Origin of the sequence: Aeromicrobium sp., assembly GCF_036675695.1 — a bacterium.
GTDB lineage: Bacteria > Actinomycetota > Actinomycetes > Propionibacteriales > Nocardioidaceae > Aeromicrobium.
Window position 1 is genome coordinate 1 of record NZ_JAKFEL010000156.1, and the last position, 15,740, is coordinate 15,740.

A 15,740-nucleotide genomic window follows, 5' to 3' on the forward strand; every position below is an offset into this window, starting at 1 on the left:
GCTTGCGGACGGCCTCCAAACCCTCGAGGACGAGGAGATTTCGGGCGTCGTACGTGCTGTCGATGATGGGTGCCTTTCGGGTTCGTGGCCTTCTCCAAGACTAACGATCGCGACCTTGCGACACGCCCGTGACACGCTGCCGACAGCGCGCCTGCGTCCATTTGGACCCGGCAAGGAGTATGTATGGCATAGGTCACCAACGACCACGAGGAATACCGCCACATGGTTGGATGTTGACTAGACCATAAGACCCAAGGCTCAGAGAGAAGGTCACCGTGAACACACTGACAGCCCCCATGCTGAGCTCGCTTGACCGCTGCGACCGTTGTGGTGCTCAGGCCTACGTACGCGTGACCTTGGGTGGCGGTGGTGAGTTGATGTTCTGTGCACACCACGCACGCCAGCACGAGGAAAAGCTTCGTGAGATGTCCGCCGAGATTCATGACGAGAGCGAGCGGCTCGCGCCCTCACCCGTACTGGTCGACGAGATCTGATCTCGACTACTCAGACGTGAGAAGAGCCCGCCAGGCAACTGGCGGGCTCTTCGCTTTCGCCATGACTGGCGAGAATGATCAGTCGAGGTAGTCGCGCACTAGGGATGCATGAACGCTATGCGACCTCGCGCGACGCGCTTACCACCTGCAAGCGCTGTGGGTTGAAATATCGCCGACTGACCAACCAAGCGGGCCGCCGCAAAGGACACCTGGAGACCAATCGTGAGCAACGCTATCGCCCCGCCGGACTACTCCGCGGTCATGTCCCGCATCCTGAACCGACCCGATCCCTACTGCCCGTGGAGTGACCTGCGTCGGCGACACGGGATCGACCTTCGCTGGCACAGCGCGGACGACAACATGGGATTCGACTTCGCGCCGCAGGCCGTCACGGCGTTTGACCAGCTGGCGATCTCGATCAGCGTGGGGTTGTCGCAGGTCGTCATGCGACTGTCGCTGGCTCACGAGTTGGTTCACCTTGATCGCGGTCCTGTCACATCGGACAGGACCGACGCCGAGGAAAACAAGGTGGACCGCATGGCAGTTCAACGCCTTGTCGACCCCGTAATCTATGACGCTCTCAGCCTCGGGGGCCGACAGATTCCACCTCACGAACGCGTCCGCCTGCTGCAGGCCAGCGCCGAGTGCCTACGGATCTATGAAGGGTGGCGAGCGGGCGTCAGTTTCAAGACCGCTCTGTCGCGCTACGAGCAGTACGGCCCTCACCGTTGGCCTGAGTGGCCAGCACCTTGGATCGCCACGAAGTCGCAGGAGTGGCCGATGGCTGCCCGATTCGCTCAAGCTGCGCCGCGCCATGTGGCACGCAGCTTGTCGGCCAGCGGACGTACGATCGACGCATGAAGTACTACCTGTTCGACGTGGGGGTCGGGGTCCCCGACTACGCCCGCATCTACACGGACAGCGACAACTATCGGCCGGCCGATTGGTTTGACGACGAGACTAGTTCATGGATCGCCGACGAGACCGGCAACCTCGACGTCGACATCGCTAGCGACGGAACCTGGGTCGCAGTTCCTGAAGCCCAGGTCCTCCGCGAGATCGCGGCGCTAGTCGCCCTCTGACGGCTCGTCTGGCGCGGTCTCCGCCGCCGACTCGATGAAGTCCCACACCCAGGCGATGAACGTCTCGGAGTCCCAGAAGCGGATGCCGAGGTCGTTGCAGGCGGTAGTGAGCGCGCTCTTGCGCGGAAGGCGATCGACAGAGTCGCTGGTCGCGACAACGACGTCAAGCGGCGGATCGCTCTGCTGGCTCAGTTCCCACGCCATCGCGGCGACGTACGGATCGGCCTCCTCGTGGTCGACATCGGAGTTGGCGTCGACGAGCTGCCTCACAGACTCGACCTTGAAGATCTCGGCCATGGTCTCGTCGGTCGGCTGTGTGACCGCAACGTGGCGCTTGGCGCCGCCGCACCAGGCTCCCGGCGCGTCCGGGTGCTGGGCGTTCTTCATCTCCTTGTGCACCTGAGTCGGAAAGACCAGGCGCCCCTGCTTCACCAGTTCGGTCATGGCGGTCAGGACCTCCCACTGGTCGTCGACCTTGACCATCGTCTTGATGTTGATCAGCGTGCTTGTGTCGAGGACGCAAACCAGCTGCGGCGGATCCTCGAGCTCAGAAGGATCGGACACCCGGAACCTCCGCGGCGATCGACCGCGCGTCTGCGACGGTGATCCGAAGGACCGAGAGCGCGTCCGATTCCGGCAGGCTGTCGAGGATGGTCGTCAACGCGTTCTCGCCGTACTCCAGAATCCGCTTCTTGTGGCGCGGAGGGCTGAAACCCTTCGAGCTGTTGCCTTGAGGCTTGGGCTTGAACAGTGCCTGGACAGATCCGTAGAGACCGGGCTCGGCGTAGCCAAGCCCTTCGAGACGGATAGCGGCGGCGCGGCCGGAGACGCCGAACCAGCGCATCATGCGACGCACCGTCTCGATTCCACCCTCGCCCGCGTCCACGCCGACCTCCTCGAGCCACTGCAGAACCAAGTCCTGGGGCATGAGGCCTGCAGCCGCGAACGCTTCACACCAGCGTTCTGTGTCGTTGTCGATGGCCAGCTTGCCCGCTGGCTCGAGGCAGGCGGTTGCTTCGCGAAGCAGCAGGTGGCCCAGCTCGTGCCAGATCGTGAAGCATCGCGCCGCCGGCGAGACGGAGCTGACGTTCATGACGATCATCGGCGCTTTGGCGTCCCAGCCGGCAAAGCCTCGAACCTCGTCGGCGCCGAGCTGCAGCGCAAACACCAACACGCCGCGGTTCTCCAGCGCGGCACGCCAGTAGTGCAGGGCGTCGTAGTCGTTCTTGAACGATCCGGGCGCTGGGGCCTTGAGCCACTCTCGAGCCGCCTTCGCGGCAGTCGCGGGGTTGGTGGAGGTGCTCGCGGCAGGGATGTCTAGGTCGTCTTCGCCGGCGGCTGCCGAGGCGATCGCTTGCTGGACGCGCTTCGCCCTGCGGGCCTCGACGAGAGCTCGTGAGCCGACCGTACGATCGCCGCCTCCGGGAGGGTGGCGGAATCCGGTCGGTAGCGCTGAGTCGACTGGTGGCTGCGGAAGAAAGAAGAACGCGCGCGGCCGGTTCAGCGCCTTCGCGAGCGCCGTGGCTTGCCCAACCGTGGGTTGGGTTTCGCCCTTGGTCCAGGCCGCGAGCTGGTCCGGGGACACCTTGGCAGCTGAGGCGATGTCGAGGAGTGAGCGGCCGTCCTCAAGGAGCGCCCAAGACAGGACTGAGGGCGTGATCGGCGACGCGGTACCAGCCATGTGCCTGCGCCCCCTTCCTCGTCGTTGCTCCAGAGGATACGCGGCTGCACCGTCTGTCTGACCGGATTGACGACAGCTAAGGGACGAGCTCACTCTCGGCTTGCGCGCGTTCCTCCGGCGTGAGCATGCAGCAGTCCCTGATTGCGCTGCCGGATCCGCAGGGGCATTCCACATCGAGGTCGGCGCAGCAGTCGACGAAAACCTTGCCGGACTCGCAGAAGGGACACGGGGCGAGTTGCGCCCGTGGGTGGAGCGTTCCTTCGACCATCTTCAGGAAGTCTTCGTCCGGCGGATCGAAGTCAAACAGCCGGTGTGTGGCTTGCGCTGAGTAATTGAGCTGCGTGAAGTACAGGCTTCCCCCGATGAAGACCCGCGACGGAGCCGGGGTGAGCGCGCGATCTTCCCACGCTGTCAGGGCGAGGTGCACCCAGTCTTGCGGTGACTGCGGCGTGGGCATCTCTGCAGCCTCACGCCAACTGGCGAGCGCTTCTGCGCTAACGGCAGGCTCCAAGATGCCGAACTCGAACTCAGAGGGTCGGAGCGAATGTGGCGTGGGGATCATGAACGGCCCTTCGATCCTCCACGGTTCGAAGTCGGTCTTTGCGTCGAGACCGCACGAAACGAACTCGCTGGCTTCCGGCGACCAGCCGATGATGAACAAGGCTGCCTCGGCCTTGTCGGTGAAGTCTTCGGCTTCCCAGATTCGCCGAAGAATGGCCGGGGCGACGGACAGAAGTCCGTCGAAGTCGTCGGCGTGCTTCGAAATGTTCGACAGGTGAGCACCGGCCGCGCAGCCGAACCACACATCACCCTGGGTCGCTAGGACGGCGCGCAGGTGATGCAGATGGTGGACTTTCGTCACCTCTCCGAGATGCCTGGCACCGTGCGAATAGGCCAGGCTGTCGGTGATGATCTCGGCGTTGTCCCCGCAGGCGTGGAACGCGATCAGCGTCATAGGACCGCCGGCTTCCTAGCGATGCACGGCACAAGACCGCCCGCCGCCAGCGCGTAGTGCGAGGCGTTGCGGATGCCGCCTACGCCGTACGCCCTGAAGAGGTTGCCGGCGGCAGAGTGCACCGTAATGCCTCCTGGAGTACCCCCGTCGATATTGATTTTGAGGGTCTTGCCGTGCATGCCGTCGATGTACTGCTGGATCTCCTTGAGCTTGCCGGTGGCGTGGTCCCTGACGAAGATCGTGGTCCCCACCTTCTGCGGGATCTCCATGTACTTGTCGGCCAGAGCCTGCGCTTCGGCCTTGGTCGCGCCCATCTCCCTGGCGACTTGGATGAACTCGGCACGTGCGCGTTTCTGGGCGCCAGCTGCGTTCTGGGTCGCTGGGTCGAGGTTGTTCCACGCTCCGGCCAGCTGGTTGAGGGCGGCCCGATTCGCCCGGCCGGCTTCGGTGGTTTTGTCGAGCGTCTTCCCGTTCTCCGCCGCAGCAGCGCGCGCGTCGTCGATCGCGGCCTCGTACGCCAGTTCAGCATTCGCTGCGACCAGAGCCGCGTTCTTGGCCTCGTTCTTGACGCGGATGTTATCGAGGAGTTTGAAGGTCTGGTCCCTAGTCGCCTCGCTTGCGGTCGCCATGGCGTTAGTCAGGCCAGCCTGAGCGAACGCCGCCTCTTTCGAGGCTTCCCCGTTCGCGTCCAGCAGGGCGTTGACCTTGTCGACCTCAGCCCAGAGCTTGGGATCGCCGCCGCCTTGCTCCGCGAAGGCCGCAGCGGTGACGCTGATGTCGTGACGGTCTTGGCCACTCAGGCCCGGAGTCGCGGCCGCTGACTGGAGTGCTTGGATCTTCTCGGCGGCGTCACCGTTAGCGGCGGCGAAGTCCTTCACCAGGCCGATACCGCCACCGATCGCCGCGCCCCACGGTCCCGCGACGGAGCCGATCATGGCGTACATGGCGGTGTTGGCCAGGCCGAGCTTGTCGTCGAGGTCGGACATAACGAACGCTCAGTGGGGTCGGGCCCCCAGAATCGCCCTGTGGCGATCGTGAGAGCCCAGTCCAAGGCAACAAAACTCTTGAAGCTTTGGTCGCGGCCGCGCAATAGCCCGTAGGTGTGACGTGGCAGGACGCCTGGGATCAGGAAGCCTTGTTCGGGAAGGTTCTTCAGCGCTTCGCGATCGAGATAGAGAGTGTCGAAGTCGACGCCCCGTTCAGACTCAGCTGCGATGACGAGATCGGCCGCACGGTGTGCCTTCTTATCGACGACAAGCTGCGCTGTCCTCAGTTCGAGCGCAGCTGGATCTGTCTCGGCAGGGTTCGGAAGTCCGGAGATCATACGGACCACCGTCCGGTCGTCTTGTTGTAGACGCGGTGGTCGAAGTAGTCACGCTCGACCTTGGCGACGCGGTCCCAGATCGTCCGCTCGCATCCCGCCCCGGTGCTGCGAGGAGGTGGCTCGTGGCGGAGGCATCGGTAGCAGTCAGAGCAAACGCGGCCGCTGCCCTGGCATTCACCGCAGATTTCACAATGAACGCAATCAGGGAATGCATAGTGGCCTGTGGGCTGTCCCTTCCAACCTTCTCGCTTTGCTGCATGCCGAGCGCCGTTGCATAGCTCGCAGTGCTTCCACGTCTCAGGGGTGGGCGTGCCGTGCGCAAAGCAGTAGGGGTCTGCGACAAGCCCGCGAAGAGTCTCCTCGAATTCCCAGCAGGCCTGGGTGGCGTCAGCGCATGGCACGCAGTGATGGCCAAGCCCGAAGTGCATTGAGGTCGCGCAGAGCGGGCAACCGCAGTTTCGACACATTGCCTGGCCGGCTGCCTCGAGGCGCATGGCGTGCTCGGGAGGGCAGGGCTGCTTCCAGCCGAGGCGTTCGTGTAGCCACGACCTGCTGACGACCATGGGCTGATCGCCGTCGACGAGCGGACCGTTCAAATGCTCATCCAACGTCGGCCGCGGGAGTAAAGTGGTGCCATTCTTGATCGCCGTCGAGGATGCTGACGCCGCCTTTGCCGGGCGGCGTCTCTCGTTTGTCTCAGCCACCGTGGCCCCCGAGATTTTTCAGCTCGGCTTCGGCCGCTTCAGCAGCCTGGATCTGCTCCCGTGCGCGACGCCTCGACTGAGCCGACCTGAAAGCGAGGCGTTTGAAGTGGGCCTTCCGGAGGCTTTCGGCGCGAACGGGATCGCCGCCCGCTTCGTCCAGGAACCTCTGCTCGAGGGCTCTACGAGCGGGTTCGGTGCGCGCAGTGCGGTTGATGGTGTTCGCCCACGACGTGTGCGCGGCGATGCTGGCACCCAGCTGACGTTCGTTCTGCATGACGCTCTCCAAATGGAAAATGCCGAGTGGGGACGAAGGACCTGATCTTCAGGTTCAACATCGCTGCTCGGCATCGCGCCTCACGCGGGGAGGCGTCGCGCCTCAACCCTGCGACTACGCGCTCGTCGTGATGGGCATCGCGCCACAACCTCGAGTCACGTAATACTCGGTCTTAAGTTCTAACCTGATCATGTCACGCTGTACGGATAGACACCAGCACTACGCACAGTGCCGGCGTGTCACAGTTCCCCGAGGTTCAGCCGCTTGGATTCCTCGGCGGCCCGGTTCGACGCCTGGGCCTTGGTGTATCTCAGGAGCATGTCTGGCCGGGTCCATCCGGCAACGGCCATGAGGCCACCCTCGGACCCGCCTGCAGCGAGCCAACGGTGTGCCGCGGTGTGCCTTAGCCGGTGTGGGTGGAACCCGTCGACGCCAGCCTTGGCTGCACGCATGGCAAGAGTCTTGTGTAGGGCGTCGTAGGTGAAGGACTTGCCGCGATCGCCCAGCCAGAGCTGCGGACTGCTGGCGAGTCGGTGCGTGCGTCGAACGCGGATGTAGCGGTCTATTGCCTTGGCGATCTCGGGTCCGATCGGGACACTGCGCCCCTTGCCGCCCTTACCCTTCCGAATGATGACGGTGCCTTCGGGGAGGTCCACGTCGTCCATCTGGATCGCTGCCGTCTCTCCCGCTCTGGATCCGGTTTCGAACATCAGCCGAATAATGGCCTCGTCGCGGCGATCGCGAAACTCATTGCCGGCGCATGCCTTCAGGAGCGCTTTCAGCTCGGCGTCGGTCAGCGGCTCGACAACCACTTGGTCGATCTTGGGCGGCTTCATGCCCACCAGTGGATCGGAGGTGGTTTCGCCTTCCTCGAGCAGCCATGCCGAGAAGCGACGCACCGCAAGCTGCCGCGATCTGGCTGTCGCCGCGGCGGCTCCCCCGGACAGCAAGGCGTCTACGAATCCGCGGACCTGTGCCCTGGACAGATTGGCCTCTAGCCCGTTGGCCGTGGCCCATTTGAGGTAGGCGCGCACTCCGTCGCCGTATGCCTTAAGGGTCTGTGGGCTTTTGCGTTCAGCTCGCAAGGACAGTTCCCAAGATCCCAGAAGCAGCGCGAGGTCGCCCGGCGTCACTCCTTGCTCCTACGCCGCGCGTTGAACACGATGACCACGCCGAACAGCAACCAACCGCACAAGAGGATCGGAGTCCTCCACGACGTCGTACCGGCTGCTATGTCCGCAACCTGGAGGCCGACGAGAAGCGCAACTAGCGTCAGCAGCAGTCCATCCTTGAAGTTCAACACACCTCAAGCGTAGCAATATCTGGACTAAGAGCGCTGTGCGATGTTAGCGTGTCACCCACAAGTTCAATAAACTGCCGCGATTCCGGCAGAATCCCGAAGTGTGTGGGTACGAGATCAGTCGAGATAGTCGCGCAGGACCTGTGAACGTGACGGGTGGCGCAGCTTGCTCATCGTCTTGGACTCGATCTGACGGATACGCTCGCGCGTCACGCCGTAGACCTTGCCGATCTCGTCGAGGGTTTTGGGCTGACCGTCAGTCAGGCCGAAGCGCATCGAGACAACACCGGACTCGCGCTCCGAGAGCGTGTCGAGAACTGCGTGCAGCTGCTCCTGCAGGAGCGTGAACGACACGGCGTCAGCCGGGACGATCGCTTCGGAGTCCTCGATCAGGTCGCCGAACTCCGAGTCGCCGTCCTCGCCGAGAGGCGTGTGGAGACTGATGGGCTCGCGACCGTACTTCTGGACCTCGACAACCTTCTCGGGTGTCATGTCGAGCTCAATGGCGAGCTCTTCGGGTGTGGGTTCGCGACCCAAGTCCTGCAGCATCTGGCGCTGGACACGGGCGAGCTTGTTGATGACCTCGACCATGTGGACGGGGATACGGATCGTACGAGCCTGGTCAGCCATGGCGCGGGTGATGGCCTGGCGGATCCACCATGTCGCGTACGTCGAGAACTTGAAGCCCTTGGTGTAGTCGAACTTCTCGACTGCACGGATGAGGCCGAGGTTGCCTTCCTGGATCAAGTCGAGGAAGAGCATCCCGCGGCCGGTGTAGCGCTTGGCCAGCGAGACGACGAGGCGCAGGTTGGCCTCGAGAAGGTGGTTCTTGGCGCGACGACCGTCGACCGTGATCCACTCGAGCTCTTCGAGCATCTTGGCCGAGATGCGGCCACCCTTGGCGAGCTTCTCCTCGGCGAACAGGCCGGCTTCGATGCGCTTGGCGAGCTCGACCTCCTGGCCTGCGGTCAGCAGCGAGACCTTGCCGATCTGCTTGAGGTAGTCCTTGACCGGGTCGGCGGTCGCGCCGGCCACCATGACCTGTTGAACAGGCTCGTCGGACTCGTCAGCAGCCGAGATCGTGTAGGACGACTTCTCGTCCTCCTTGAGCGTCGGGTCTGTAGCCAGGTCCTTCTCGAACTCCTCGTCGGGAATGTCGGGGAGGACCTTCTTGCCGTCGGCATCGACCTCAAGTGCGTTAGTGAGGTCGACAGCAGCCGGAATGTGCGACTCATCGGTGGTGTCCGGCTTGGTAGCGGCCGCCTTCTTGGCGGGAGCTGCCTTCTTGGCTGCTGGCGCTGCCTTCTTGGCGGGAGCGGTGGTCTTTTTGGCAGTGCTGGATGCGGTCTTCGTCACGGTCGTTTCTGTTTTCGCAGTGGTCTTGGGCGTGGACTGGGGTGCTGCCTTCTTGGCGGGGGCCTTCTTGGCAGCAGGTGCGGCCTTTGTGGCCGCTGCCTTCTTGGCCGGAGCCGCCTTGGCCGGCGTCTTCTTGGCAGCAGGCTTTGCGGGTGCAGACTTGGCGGCCGGCGTGGCCTGCTTCGCGGGTGTTGCCTTCTTCGTCTCAGATTCTTCCTTGCTGCCACTCAGGCGTTTGGTGACCGCTCTGAGGCGGGACCCAGCTGCGGGATTCACCGGCACGTCAGCCTCACAAATCGGTAGAAGGGCGCAACAATGAGGCCTGTGGTCAACCTCTTGCTCAAGTGTGACACGTACGGCCAAGGGTTCGCGACTCAGGGCATTCTCAGCCGCGTGTCGCCCAGCTGTGCACCGGTTCGCCCGCGTGCATGAGCTCCTCATAGGCCTGCGTCGTCGCCCGCATTGCCGTCGTACGATCGGTCGCCCTGCGCTTCTGGTACTCGAACTCCTGGATCAGCCAGGTCGAGCCGTTGCGCCCCGTCGTGCACCTGCTCTCGATGATTCCGAGCAGTCGATCGCGTACGGCCTGGTCGACACCAAGCAGTTCCAATCCTTCATGCGCTTGGGGCAGCAAGTGGCGCAGGACGAGGTCACGTGCGGGAACCTGGCCGACCAAAGGCCAGTAGAGCTCCGTCTCGATCCCGAACCGGGCAGCTTCGTGGAAGTTGTCCTCGGCTTTGCGGAACGACAGTCGAGACCAAACAGGACGCTCACTGGTCCCAAGGATCTTCACCAGGCCGTAGAACAACGCCGCATTCGCCATGGTGTCGACGACCGTGGGCCCCGCGGGCAGGAGACGATTCTCGATGCGCAGGTGGGGCCGACCGTCGGCGATGTCGTAGATCGGCCGATTCCAGCGATAGATCGTGCCGTTGTGGAGACGGAGCTCCGACAAGCTGGGGATGCGGCCCGCTTCCAGCTCCTCGACCGGATCTTCGTCGTCGACGATCGGCAGCAGCGCCGGGAAGTAGCGCACGTTCTCCTCGAACAAGTCGAACACCGACGTGATCCAGCGCTCGCCGAAGAAGACTCGCGGTCGTACGCCTTGAGCCTTCAGCTCTTCGCTGCGGGTGTCGGTCGCCTGCTCGAACAGTGCGATGCGGGTCTCGTGCCAGAGCTGTTGACCCAGCAGGAACGGCGAGTTGGCCCCGATGGCAACCTGGGCGCCGGCAATGGCCTGGGCGGCGTTCCACATCGGCGCGAAATCCTCGGGGTCGACCTGTAGGTGCAGCTGTGTGCTGGTGCACGCGGCCTCGGGGATGATCGTGTCGGCTGTCGTGCTCAAACGGTCGACACCCTCGATCACGATCTCGATGTCCTCGCCCCGCGCGGCCAGGATCTGGTCTGACAACAAGTGGTAGCGCGGATTGGCCGACAGCGAGTGCTGACTCAGGTGCCCGTCCTGGAGCGTCGGGAGAATCCCGATCATCACCAGATGAGCGCCGACCTCCGACGACTTGACCTGCGCAGCGTTCAGGTCGTCACGCAGCGTCGACTCGAGCGACTCCAGACCACTGCCTTCGACGAGGGTCGGCGGCACGTTGATCTCGATGTTGAACAGGCCGAGCTCGGTCTGAAAGGCGTCATCGGCGATCGCTTCCAGCGTCTCGACGTTCTTCATAGCAGGGTCGCCACCGTCATCGACCAGGTTGAACTCGATCTCGACGCCGACGTGAGTGTGCTCGACAGAGAAGTCACGTTCGCTGAGCATGCGGGCGAACACATCAAGACAGCGCCGGACCTTGGCGCGATAGAGCGTACGGTCCTCGCGGCTGAACTCTCGCGCCTCGACGTCCTGTCCCATGCGTCCACACTAGGTGCGCATGGAGAAGTCGGCTCAGAATTCGCCCCAGTGGGCCGGTGACACTCCCCCTTCGAGCAACGCGAGAACACCGCGCGCCATGCCGTACGAGGGGTCGGCTTCGAGCGCGCGCTCAACTGCGATCAGGGCCTGCGCGCCATCTCCAGAGAGCCAGCCAGCAAAGGCGGCCAGACTCAGCACCGCCGGCTCGAACGGCGGCACCACAGTGCCGGACACATGGGTGAGGAACGACAACATCTCTCGCGCACTGTCGCGAGAGATCCACCGCCACACCTCATCTCGAACTTCGTGCTTGGAAACCCAGACCGCCAGCCGTACGGCGTCTTCGTCGCTGACCAGCTCGCCCGACATTCCCCGCTGCAGGATCGGGCGCACCTGATCCATGGCCACCTGAACCTGGTCATCCGTGTCAGCGCCGTCGATCTCGCCGACCACGCTCTCCGTGAGCAGCATGATCTCGTGGCGTCGTGAGCCTTCGACTGGCTTGAAACGGGCCGCCAGTGCTTGACGGTCGGGCAGGATCTGCTGCCCGGCCGCGACTGCCTTGACGATCGACAGATGGTGGTCGGAGGTGTCGTACGGGATCCCCTCGACCGGAAATCCCGGCATGTCGACCCAATAGCGCGATCCGTCGGCCCGTACTGCGACCACGAGCTCAATCTCCTGCAGGTGCGACCTGATCGCCGCGAGCAACGAGCCAGCAACGTCTTGCTGGTCAGTCACGGCAACCAGGATCGCGCCCTCTGCGCCCTGGCGACGCAGGTGCTCTGCGGTGAGCTCAGCCAGCTCGTCGAGGTGGTGCACGGGCGGGATGTCGACACGCAGTCGGAACCCCAATCGACGCCTCGGCCCCCGGGTGGCGACCGCGACCAAGGATTCGCTCGGCCGAAAACCGAACAACGTCGGGAGAGCGTTGAGGAGGTCAGGGATGTCATGGGCGGTGAAGATCGTGGGCGCGTCGGTCATGCGGCAACGTTCGTACGGCGCGCCCTGACCCGCTTCCTGGATCGCAAGTCCTGTGGAGCAGCACCAAGCCACGCCGGATCTGTGCACAGACCTGTCACTGCTGCACGACAGACTGTGACCATGCGGTCAACGGCGTCGATCATGCATCTCGATCTCGATGCGTTCTTCGCATCGGTCGAGCAGCGAGACAAGCCTTCGCTACGGGGCAAGCCCGTCATCGTCGGTGGCATCGGGCCTCGAGGGGTCGTTGCCACAGCGTCGTACGAGGCGCGCGTTCACGGTGTTCGATCCGCCATGCGTACGGCCGAGGCGCGAGCCAGATGCCCGCACGCCGCCTTCCTCGGCGGTCGCTTCGACGCCTACAGGGAGGCGAGCCTGCTGGTGATGACCCGGTTGCGCGAAGCGTCCCCACTCGTCGAGCCACTCTCACTCGACGAAGCATTCGTCGACCTCGCCGCGGGCCCTGACTTCGAACCAGACGCAGTTGAGCAGATCGTGGCCGACATCCGCCGCGACATTGCCGATCTCACCGGCGGGCTCACTGCTTCCGTCGGCGTCGCCTCCTCCAAGCTCATGGCAAAGATCGCCAGCGAGATCAACAAGCCGAACGGCGTGTTCGTCGTCGCTCCCGGCACCGAAGCCGCCGTGCTGGGCCCGATGCAGGCGACGGCGATCCCGGGCGTCGGGCCGGCGACCGCCGAGAAGCTGCGGCGTATCGGCATTTCGACAGTCGAGGATCTCCGCTCCCCCAGCGAGGACGAACTCGTACGACTGCTCGGCCAGTCGTCCGGTCGCTCGCTGTTTCGTCTGGCTCGCGCGGATGACGAGCGAGCAGTCGAGCCCGACCGCGAGACCAAATCGGTCAGCGTCGAGGACACCTTCGAGAACGACATCTCCGACCGCGCCCAGCTCGAGGTCATCGTCGACCGAATGGCCCGGTCAGTGTCTGGCAGGCTCCGCAAGAACGGCCTGTCCGGCCGAACCGTGACGCTGAAGCTGCGGCACCACGACTTCGAGACCCACACGCGATCGTCGACACTGGCCAATCCCACCGACAATGCCCGCATCCTGGGCGCGACCGCTCGAGCCCTTCTCGAAGCCGAGGACGTGACCAATGGACTGCGCCTTCTCGGAGTCGGTGTCAGCGGGCTCGCTGATTGGGTCCAGGAGGACCTGTTCGCTTCCGAGGAAGATGACATCGAAGAGGACGAAGCGGCTGAGGCCGCCGAAGCCGCGCGACCGGCACGCTGGTATCCCGGCATGGACGTGCACCATGCCGATCACGGCGACGGCTGGGTATGGGGATCCGGTCTGGGTCGCGTCACCGTACGGTTCGAGACCCGCCACACTGCACCCGGTCCGATCCACACCTTCATGGTCGATGACCCGGCTCTGGGTGCGGGCCACACCGGTACGTTTGCGCCATGAGCGCGCCGATCCCCCAAGCCGAGGTCCGTCCGATCGTCCGCAGCCACCACGGAGACGATTTCGTCGACGACTACGAGTGGCTGCGCGACAAAGAGGATCCGGCCACGCTGGCATATCTCGAGGCCGAGAACGCCTACACCGACGAACAGACAGCACACCTCGAACCCCTACGTCAGCAGATCTTCGACGAGATCAAAGCCCGCACCCTCGAGACTGATCTGTCAGTGCCTGTTCGACGCGGCAACTGGTGGTACTACGCGCGCACCGTCGAGGGTCAGCAGTACTCGATCCGGTGCCGCTGCCCGATCGATGACGCCGACGACTGGAACCCGCCATCGCTCGACGCGGAGACCGCGATCGCCGGCGAGCAGGTGCTGCTCGACTCCAATGTCGAGGCCGAAGGCCATGAGTTCTTCTCGCTCGGCGCGTTCAGCGTGACCGACGACGGCAACCTCCTCGCCTGGTCAGTCGACCTCCAGGGCGACGAGCGCTACACGATCAAGGTCAAGGATCTTCGCACCGGCGATGTTCTCCCCGACGAGATCACGGCCACGAGCGGCGGCGCCACCTGGTCGATCGGTGCCACACACCTCTTCTATACGACGGTCGACGAGGCGTGGCGACCCCACAAGGTGTGGCGCCACACGCTCGGCTCGACAGACGACGACGTACTGGTTTTCGAGGAGCCGGACGAGCGCTACTTCGTCGGAGTAGGTCGTACGCAATCTGACAAGTACCTCGTCATCGGACTCTCGTCCAAGATCACCAGCGAAGTACGGGTACTCGAGGCCGACAATCCCGAGGGCGAGTTCCGGGTCGTTCTCCCCCGACGCGATGGCATCGAGTACTCCCTCGAGCACGCTGTCATCTCGGGCGAAGACGTCTTCCTGGTGCTCCACAACGAAGACGCCATCAACTTCGAGCTGATCTCTGTCCCGGCCGACGACCCAACCACTCGTACGGTTCTGGTCCCCGGCAGCGAGACCGTACGACTCGAGGACGTCGACGTGTTTGAAGGGCAGCTCGTGCTGTCCTATCGCCGCGATGCCCTGACCCGTATCGGGATCATGCTGATCGACCCGACCATCCCCAGCGGCATCGGCCCGCTGCAGGAGATCCTGTTTGACGAGGAGTTGTTCACCTGTGGAGTAGGCGCCAATGCCGAATGGGTGCAACCGCTGATCCGCGTCGGCGTCGGCTCTTTCATCACGCCGGCGTCCGTTTACGACTATGTGGTCGCGACCGGCGAGCTGATCCTGCGCAAACAGGCGCCGGTGCTCGGTGGCTACGATCCGGCCGACTATGAGCAACACCGCAGCTGGGCTGTCGCCGATGACGGCGTACGGGTGCCCGTTTCTGTCGTGTGCCGCAAGGACACACCGCGCGACGGCACCGCTCCTGCGCTGATCTATGGATATGGCTCCTACGAAGCCAGCATGGATCCGGGTATGTCGATCGCCCGACTCTCACTGCTGGATCGCGGCTTCGTGTTCGCGATCGCACACGTGCGAGGCGGAGGCGAGCTCGGCCGCCATTGGTACGACGACGGCAAGATGCTCAACAAGCGCAATACGTTCACCGACTTCATCGCGAGCGCCCGCCATCTGGTCGACGAGGGTTGGACCTCACCCGATCGGCTCATCGCCGAGGGTGGCAGCGCAGGTGGCCTCCTGATGGGTGCCATCGCCAACCTCGCACCCGACGCCTTCGCCGGAATCGTCGCGAGTGTCCCGTTCGTCGACAACCTCACGACCATCCTCGATCCGAGCCTGCCGCTGACGGTCATCGAGTGGGACGAGTGGGGCAACCCGCTCGAAGACCCCGAGGTCTACGCGTACATGAAGTCGTACGCGCCCTACGAGAACGTCGGAGAGCATCCCTATCCCGCCATCCTTGCCGTGACGAGCCTGCACGACACTCGCGTGCTCTACGTCGAACCAGCCAAATGGGTCGCCCGGCTGAGGGCCACTGCGACCGGCGACGCCCCGATCCTGCTCAAGACCGAGATGCACGCCGGACATGGCGGCGTCAGCGGCCGATATGCGTCGTGGAAGGAGCGAGCCTGGGAGCTCGCCTGGATCATCGACGTAGCACGCCGCTCCTAAGAGTCCACTGAGAGCGGAATTCTTGGGAGCTCACGCCCGTTCACATCAGTACAGACTCTGATGGGAGCGTTCATGAACACCAAGACTGAAGGCAAGGACAGCGTCGGCATGTACCTCGCCGAAATCGCTCGCACTCCCTTGCTCGACGCCGCACGAGAAGTCGAGCTCAGCAAGACCGTCGAGGCCGGG

The 15,740-nt window shown here is 64.0% G+C and carries 17 protein-coding genes; 6 read left to right on the forward strand and 11 right to left on the reverse strand.

Annotated features, from left to right (window positions below; all coding sequences use genetic code 11):
- The first annotated feature begins 275 nt into the window (after positions 1–275).
- The 3 genes from V6M39_RS10065 to V6M39_RS10075 all read left to right on the forward strand — a co-directional run bounded on the left by V6M39_RS10065 (position 276) and on the right by V6M39_RS10075 (position 1,576).
- Positions 276–494, forward strand: a complete 219-nt coding sequence (locus V6M39_RS10065; RefSeq protein WP_396127853.1) for a DUF7455 domain-containing protein — start codon at positions 276–278, stop codon at positions 492–494.
- Positions 495–716: 222 nt separating this feature from the next.
- Entirely contained in the window at positions 717–1,355 is a 639-nt protein-coding gene (locus V6M39_RS10070) for a hypothetical protein (protein WP_332643687.1), read from the forward strand.
- On the forward strand, positions 1,352–1,576 hold the full coding sequence (locus V6M39_RS10075) for a hypothetical protein (RefSeq protein ID WP_332643688.1): 225 nt from the start codon (positions 1,352–1,354) through the stop codon (positions 1,574–1,576). The genes V6M39_RS10070 and V6M39_RS10075 overlap by 4 nt, the downstream gene beginning before the upstream one ends.
- Here the strand turns inward: V6M39_RS10075 and V6M39_RS10080 are convergent.
- The 11 genes from V6M39_RS10080 to V6M39_RS10125 form a co-directional block, all read right to left on the reverse strand.
- A complete protein-coding gene (locus V6M39_RS10080; RefSeq protein ID WP_332643689.1) occupies positions 1,562–2,140 on the reverse strand; it encodes a DUF4411 family protein in 579 nt (192 codons plus the stop codon). The genes V6M39_RS10075 and V6M39_RS10080 overlap by 15 nt on opposite strands.
- On the reverse strand, positions 2,124–3,257 hold the full coding sequence (locus tag V6M39_RS10085) for an XRE family transcriptional regulator (RefSeq protein ID WP_332643690.1): 1,134 nt from the start codon (positions 3,255–3,257) through the stop codon (positions 2,124–2,126). Before V6M39_RS10085 ends, V6M39_RS10080 begins: the two co-directional genes overlap by 17 nt.
- Positions 3,258–3,333: 76 nt before the next feature.
- Positions 3,334–4,212: a hypothetical protein gene (locus V6M39_RS10090; RefSeq protein WP_332643691.1), complete on the reverse strand. Its 879-nt coding sequence runs from the start codon at positions 4,210–4,212 to the stop codon at positions 3,334–3,336.
- A complete protein-coding gene (locus V6M39_RS10095; RefSeq protein ID WP_332643692.1) occupies positions 4,209–5,198 on the reverse strand; it encodes a hypothetical protein in 990 nt (329 codons plus the stop codon). The genes V6M39_RS10090 and V6M39_RS10095 overlap by 4 nt, the downstream gene beginning before the upstream one ends.
- On the reverse strand, positions 5,144–5,536 hold the full coding sequence (locus V6M39_RS18085) for an AAA family ATPase (RefSeq protein WP_442880765.1): 393 nt from the start codon (positions 5,534–5,536) through the stop codon (positions 5,144–5,146). The genes V6M39_RS10095 and V6M39_RS18085 overlap by 55 nt, the downstream gene beginning before the upstream one ends.
- A gap of 696 nt (positions 5,537–6,232) precedes the next feature.
- Entirely contained in the window at positions 6,233–6,514 is a 282-nt protein-coding gene (locus tag V6M39_RS10100) for a hypothetical protein (protein WP_332643693.1), read from the reverse strand.
- A gap of 239 nt (positions 6,515–6,753) precedes the next feature.
- Positions 6,754–7,647 carry a tyrosine-type recombinase/integrase gene (locus V6M39_RS10105; protein WP_332643694.1) on the reverse strand — a complete coding sequence of 298 codons (894 nt, stop codon included), beginning with the start codon at positions 7,645–7,647 and terminating at the stop codon, positions 6,754–6,756.
- Positions 7,644–7,817 (reverse strand): hypothetical protein, encoded by a 174-nt coding sequence (locus V6M39_RS10110; protein WP_332643695.1) that lies wholly within the window; start codon positions 7,815–7,817, stop codon positions 7,644–7,646. Before V6M39_RS10110 ends, V6M39_RS10105 begins: the two co-directional genes overlap by 4 nt.
- A gap of 114 nt (positions 7,818–7,931) precedes the next feature.
- On the reverse strand, positions 7,932–9,401 hold the full coding sequence (locus tag V6M39_RS10115; protein WP_332643700.1) for an RNA polymerase sigma factor: 1,470 nt from the start codon (positions 9,399–9,401) through the stop codon (positions 7,932–7,934).
- 154 nt (positions 9,402–9,555) lie between these two features.
- The gene (locus V6M39_RS10120; protein WP_332643696.1) at positions 9,556–11,034 is read right to left on the reverse strand and encodes a glutamate--cysteine ligase; all 1,479 of its coding nucleotides are present in this window, start codon (positions 11,032–11,034) and stop codon (positions 9,556–9,558) included.
- 33 nt (positions 11,035–11,067) lie between these two features.
- A complete protein-coding gene (locus V6M39_RS10125) occupies positions 11,068–12,018 on the reverse strand; it encodes a DUF4192 domain-containing protein (protein ID WP_332643697.1) in 951 nt (316 codons plus the stop codon).
- A gap of 120 nt (positions 12,019–12,138) precedes the next feature.
- Between V6M39_RS10125 and V6M39_RS10130 the strand changes: the two genes are divergently transcribed.
- The 3 genes from V6M39_RS10130 to V6M39_RS10140 all read left to right on the forward strand — a co-directional run.
- Positions 12,139–13,446 carry a DNA polymerase IV gene (locus tag V6M39_RS10130; RefSeq protein ID WP_332643698.1) on the forward strand — a complete coding sequence of 436 codons (1,308 nt, stop codon included), beginning with the start codon at positions 12,139–12,141 and terminating at the stop codon, positions 13,444–13,446.
- Positions 13,443–15,551: a S9 family peptidase gene (locus V6M39_RS10135; protein ID WP_332643699.1), complete on the forward strand. Its 2,109-nt coding sequence runs from the start codon at positions 13,443–13,445 to the stop codon at positions 15,549–15,551. The genes V6M39_RS10130 and V6M39_RS10135 overlap by 4 nt, the downstream gene beginning before the upstream one ends.
- A 72-nt stretch (positions 15,552–15,623) precedes the next feature.
- Positions 15,624–15,740, forward strand: a 117-nt coding sequence (locus tag V6M39_RS10140; RefSeq protein WP_332643701.1) for a sigma-70 factor domain-containing protein, incomplete at its 3' end; no start/stop codon positions are given.

What these genes read in the sequence shown, in the direction of transcription:
- V6M39_RS10075 (WP_332643688.1), top strand. Translation starts at nt 1,352, where the DNA reads ATGAAGTACTACCTGTTCGACGTGGGGGTCGGGGTCCCCGACTACGCC.
- V6M39_RS10085 (WP_332643690.1), bottom strand. Translation starts at nt 3,257, where the DNA reads ATGGCTGGTACCGCGTCGCCGATCACGCCCTCAGTCCTGTCTTGGGCG.
- V6M39_RS10090 (WP_332643691.1), bottom strand. Translation starts at nt 4,212, where the DNA reads ATGACGCTGATCGCGTTCCACGCCTGCGGGGACAACGCCGAGATCATC.
- V6M39_RS10095 (WP_332643692.1), bottom strand. Translation starts at nt 5,198, where the DNA reads ATGTCCGACCTCGACGACAAGCTCGGCCTGGCCAACACCGCCATGTAC.
- V6M39_RS18085 (WP_442880765.1), bottom strand. Translation starts at nt 5,536, where the DNA reads ATGATCTCCGGACTTCCGAACCCTGCCGAGACAGATCCAGCTGCGCTC.
- V6M39_RS10100 (WP_332643693.1), bottom strand. Translation starts at nt 6,514, where the DNA reads ATGCAGAACGAACGTCAGCTGGGTGCCAGCATCGCCGCGCACACGTCG.
- V6M39_RS10120 (WP_332643696.1), bottom strand. Translation starts at nt 11,034, where the DNA reads ATGGGACAGGACGTCGAGGCGCGAGAGTTCAGCCGCGAGGACCGTACG.
- V6M39_RS10125 (WP_332643697.1), bottom strand. Translation starts at nt 12,018, where the DNA reads ATGACCGACGCGCCCACGATCTTCACCGCCCATGACATCCCTGACCTC.
- V6M39_RS10130 (WP_332643698.1), top strand. Translation starts at nt 12,139, where the DNA reads ATGCGGTCAACGGCGTCGATCATGCATCTCGATCTCGATGCGTTCTTC.
- V6M39_RS10135 (WP_332643699.1), top strand. Translation starts at nt 13,443, where the DNA reads ATGAGCGCGCCGATCCCCCAAGCCGAGGTCCGTCCGATCGTCCGCAGC.